Annotated in this window: 3 protein-coding genes; all 3 read left to right on the top strand. The window is 56.3% G+C overall.

Annotation, left to right across the window (positions count from 1 at the left end; translation table 11 throughout):
* Positions 1 to 1,780, top strand: a 1,780-nt coding sequence (putA, locus tag ACXJ5O_RS19095) for a bifunctional proline dehydrogenase/L-glutamate gamma-semialdehyde dehydrogenase PutA (protein WP_457301275.1), incomplete at its 5' end; no start/stop codon positions are given.
* Positions 1,781 to 1,879: 99 nt separating this feature from the next.
* Positions 1,880 to 3,559, top strand: a complete 1,680-nt coding sequence (locus tag ACXJ5O_RS19090; protein WP_457301274.1) for a formate--tetrahydrofolate ligase — start codon at positions 1,880 to 1,882, stop codon at positions 3,557 to 3,559.
* 232 nt (positions 3,560 to 3,791) lie between these two features.
* On the top strand, positions 3,792 to 4,870 hold a 1,079-nt coding region (locus ACXJ5O_RS19085), incomplete at its 3' end, for a chorismate-binding protein (protein ID WP_457301273.1).

Below are 4,870 nucleotides of genomic sequence, written 5' to 3'. Positions count from 1 at the left end.
CAAGATCGCCTGCCGGATTTATGCGCCCGTAGGCGGCTATCGTGATCTTCTCGCCTATCTTGTGCGCCGTCTTCTTGAAAACGGTGCAAACTCGTCGTTTGTCTCCGTGGTTGGCGACAACAATATACCGATTTCGGAGTTGTTGATAAGGCCGGCCGAGAAACTRAACGATGGCAAGGGCTATCGCCATCCGAACATCCCCTTGCCGCAAAAAATTTATGGCAAACGCACCAATTCAGCCGGTGTCGAGCTTGGCGATCGCAAGGAATTGGCTGCACTCGTCTCGGGAATTGCCAAGGCGTCGACGACTGTCAAAGCGGTCCCCTTGATCGAGGGCGTGAAGCCGTCCGCCAAGACGCAGGATGTAGTCTCTCCGGTGAGTGGTTTGACGGTTGGTACTGTGGTTTTTGCGACCGCAGAAGAGGCGGCCAAAGCCGTGAGTGTTGCGCGCAAGGGTTTCTCATCCTGGTCGCGTGTCCCGGTGGAAACGCGGGCCAAAGCGCTGGAGAAGGCGGGAGACCTTTTGGAGGCCAGTCGTGACCGCCTTCTCGACCTTCTTTCGCGTGAGGCAGGAAAGACGATCGATGATGGCATCGCCGAAATCCGCGAAGCCGTGGATTTCTGCCGCTACTACGCCGCCGAAGCTCGCAGACAGTTTGGCGTGGACAAAGTCATGCCCGGGCCAACCGGCGAGGACAACAAGTTGCGGCATCGCGGCCGTGGTGCTTTCGTCTGTATCAGCCCCTGGAATTTCCCATTGGCGATTTTCCTGGGTCAAGTAACGGCAGCGCTCGCCGCCGGCAATACTGTCTTGGCCAAGCCGGCAGAACAGACACCACTTATTGCCTACGAGGCAATTCGCGCCCTGCATGAGGCAGGTGTTCCGAAAGATGCAGTGCTCTATGTGCCAGGTGATGGTTCCGTTGGAGCGGCGCTGACCTCACATCCGGAAATCGCAGGCGTCGCCTTTACCGGGTCGACGGACACGGCCTGGGCGATCAACCGCACACTGGCAGCGAAGAAGGGACCGATTGTTCCGCTGATCGCCGAGACAGGAGGCCTCAACGCGATGATCGTCGATGCGACAGCCCTTTCCGAACAGGTCGCCGATGACGTTGTCATGTCGGCCTTCCGTTCAGCTGGCCAGCGTTGCTCTGCTCTGCGCATTCTCTATCTGCAGGAAGATATCGCTGACAACATGCTTGAAATGATCGAGGGTGCAGCAAAGGAACTCACCTTGGGTGACCCTTCTTTGCCTTCGACGGACGTCGGGCCGATCATCGATCAGGCACAGCGCGATATGCTGACAGATCATATCGCGGCGATGCGGAAGTCACAAAAAGTGCGCTTTGCGGGCGAGGCACCGAAAGATGGCCTGTTTTTCGCGCCACATATCGTGGAGCTCAACCGGCCGGAAGCGCTGGAGCGTGAGGTGTTTGGCCCTGTCTTGCATGTTGTTCGCTGGAAGGCCAAGGACCTCGACAAGGTGCTCGACCAGATTGCATCGACCGGCTACGGCTTGACGTTTGGTTTGCACACCCGCATCGAAGCGACAGTAACCAAGATCATCGACCGGCTCGATATTGGTAATGTCTACGTCAACCGCAATACGATCGGCGCTGTTGTCGGTACGCAACCTTTCGGCGGCTCTGGTCTTTCCGGTACTGGACCAAAGGCGGGCGGCCCGGCCTATCTGGCACGATTTGCACTCGAGCAGGTTGTTTCCGTGAATACGGCGGCGGCAGGTGGCAATGCAAGTCTTATTGCCATGGGCGAATAGAGACTCCAAGCCTCAGCAACTGGGGATAGTCCCTTCTGGCTATCCCCAATTCGCCGACAGGATGCTATTTGACGTTCTTGAAGCATTGAGGAGACGTCGATGGCTATCGTCAAATCCGATATTGAGATTGCGCGCTCCGCGGTGAAAAAGCCGGTGCTGGAGATCGGCGCCAAGATCGGTATTCCACCAGAGCATCTTGCTCCCTATGGCCATGACAAGGCCAAACTTTCGGCGGAGTTCATCCGGTCCAAGCGTGGTGCCAAGGATGGCAAGCTCATTCTCGTGACTGCCGTCAGCCCGACGCCGGCGGGCGAGGGCAAGACGACGACGACAGTCGGTCTTGGCGACGGGCTCAATCGGATCGGGAAAAAGGCTATCGTCTGCATTCGTGAAGCATCACTCGGTCCCTGTTTCGGCACCAAAGGTGGTGCTGCGGGTGGCGGCTATGCGCAGGTCATTCCTATGGAGGACATCAACCTGCACTTTACAGGTGATTTTCATGCCATCACCTCCGCTCACAATTTGCTGGCGGCGATGATCGACAACCACGTCTACTGGGGCAATGAGCTAAATCTCGATACGCGCCGTATCACCTGGCGGCGGGTTATGGACATGAACGACCGGGCCTTACGCGATATTGCTTCCTCGCTCGGCGGCGTGGCCAATGGTTTTCCACGTGAATCGGGCTTCGATATCACGGTCGCCTCGGAGGTGATGGCTATTCTTTGCCTTGCCAATGATCTGGAGGACCTGGAACAGCGGCTCGGCGAAATCATCATCGGCTACCGCTTCAACAAGACCCCTGTTTATGCTCGCGACCTGAAGGCCGACAAGGCCATGGCCGTGCTTCTCAAGGATGCCATGCAGCCCAACCTGGTGCAGACTCTCGAGAACAATCCAGCCTTCGTGCACGGCGGCCCGTTTGCAAATATTGCTCATGGCTGCAATTCGGTCGTTGCGACGACAACGGCGCTGAAACTTGCAGACTATGTGGTCACCGAGGCAGGTTTTGGTGCGGATCTTGGCGCCGAGAAATTCTTCGACATCAAATGCCGAAAGGCTGGTTTAAAGCCGGCGGCGGCAGTGATCGTCGCAACGGTCCGTGCCATGAAGATGCATGGCGGTGTGGCAAAGGAAGATCTGGGTCAAGAGAACGTCGCTGCCGTCAAATCTGGCTGCGCTAATCTCGGACGCCATATGGAAAATGTCCGCCAGTTTGGTGTGCCGGTCGTGGTTGCGATCAATCATTTTACTGCCGATACGGATGCAGAGATTGCAGCCATGAAGGCTTTTGTCGCGGCGCATGGCGCCGAGGCCGTTCTGTGCAAGCATTGGGCCCTGGGTTCCGCCGGGATCGAAGAACTCGCGCGCAGGGTCGTTGCGTTGGCGGAAAGTGGCTCAGCGCAGTTTTCGCCGCTCTACGAGGACGAACTATCCCTGTTCGACAAGATCGAAACTATCGTCAAACGGATCTATCGCGGTGCAGAAGCGGATGCGGATACGAGCGTGCGCGAACAATTGCTGCAATGGGAAGAGGCTGGATACGGCAATCTTCCGGTTTGCATGGCGAAGACCCAATATTCATTCTCGACGAATCCACATTTGCGTGGAGCGCCGGTAAACCATGTGGTGCACGTACGGGAAGTGCGTCTTTCTGCCGGAGCGGGCTTCGTTGTGGCCATTTGCGGAGAAATCATGACCATGCCGGGCTTGCCGAAGTCTCCCTCGGCCGAGCGGATTCATCTGAATGGTGATGGTTTGATCGAGGGGCTCTTTTAGACGTTGGTGGAAGCTCATATTTTTGCTGTTGCAAGCGTTGCAATGTAACGCTAACAATCACCGCATGAACACGCGCATTCTTTCAAATGGCTGGTGGTGGGCTCGCTGATAGCGGCCACTAAAGCCTTTTGCATGTTTGTGAAAAGGGAACAGGGCCGCGACGGGTTTTCCGGGCGGCCTTTTTGTTTGACCGCCGAAGCCCGCAACGCCAGATGCAACAAGGGAATTCATGATGCACAGAATTGAAGGCGATGTGGAAATATTCGATACCAAAGGCGGTGTCACGATCACGCGGTCCCGCATAGCAACGGCCTATGCCAGCGCTATCGACAGCTATGTCGATGCTCTCGACGAGCGGCGCGGCGCCGTCTTCTCGTCAAACTATGAATATCCGGGCCGATATACGCGTTGGGATACGGCAATTGTGGACCCGCCGGTGGTGATCACATCGAACGGTCGTCACATGACTATTGAAGCGTTGAACAAGCGCGGCGAAGTTCTTTTGGCTCCAATCAAGCAAGCTATCGAAGGGCTTGAGGAGGTGTCCGTTACAGGTACAAGTGCGACCAGGCTTGAACTTGAGATTGCGCTACCCAGCCGCCAATTCACCGAAGAAGAGCGTTCACGCATACCTTCCGTGTTCACGGTGCTGCGCGGCATTGTTGGTCTGTTCTTTACCGAAGACGATGCCAATCTGGGTCTTTATGGCGCGTTCGGTTACGATCTGGCGTTCCAGTTCGACACAGTCCAGTACAAGTTGAAACGTCCGGACGACCAGCGTGATATCGTCCTATATCTGCCGGATGAGATCCTAGTGGTCGACCATCATGCTGCCAAGGCATGGCTCGATCGCTATGACTATGCGTTCGCCGGCGCTTCAACCGAGGGTCTCCCGCGGGAGACGGCGGCAAAGCCATTCAAGCCGACAGACAAGATACCCGGACGCGGCGATTACAATCCAGGCGAATATGCTGAACTGGTCAAGAAGGCCAAGGAAAGCTTCATGCGTGGCGATCTCTTTGAAGTCGTACCGGGGCAGACATTCTATGAGCGCTGCGAAACCAAACCGTCGGTTATTTCGCGCCGGCTGAAAGCCATCAACCCATCGCCCTATTCGTTTTATATCAACCTGGGCGATAATGAATATCTGGTCGGCGCATCGCCGGAAATGTTCGTGCGCGTGGTTGGTCGGCGCATCGAGACTTGCCCGATTTCAGGAACAATCAAGCGCGGCGAAGACGCAATCGCCGACAGCGAGCAAATCATCAAGCTCCTGAATTCAAAAAAAGATGAGTCCGAGCTCACCATGTG

The sequence above is a fragment of the Phyllobacterium sp. P5_D12 genome (assembly GCF_054049495.1).
Note: the sequence above shows the minus strand (reverse complement) of the source record. Positions and strands in the feature narration are given on the sequence as shown.

Coding starts and splice junctions, on each gene's coding strand:
- ACXJ5O_RS19090 (WP_457301274.1), top strand. CDS start 1,880: ATGGCTATCGTCAAATCCGATATTGAGATTGCGCGCTCCGCGGTGAAA.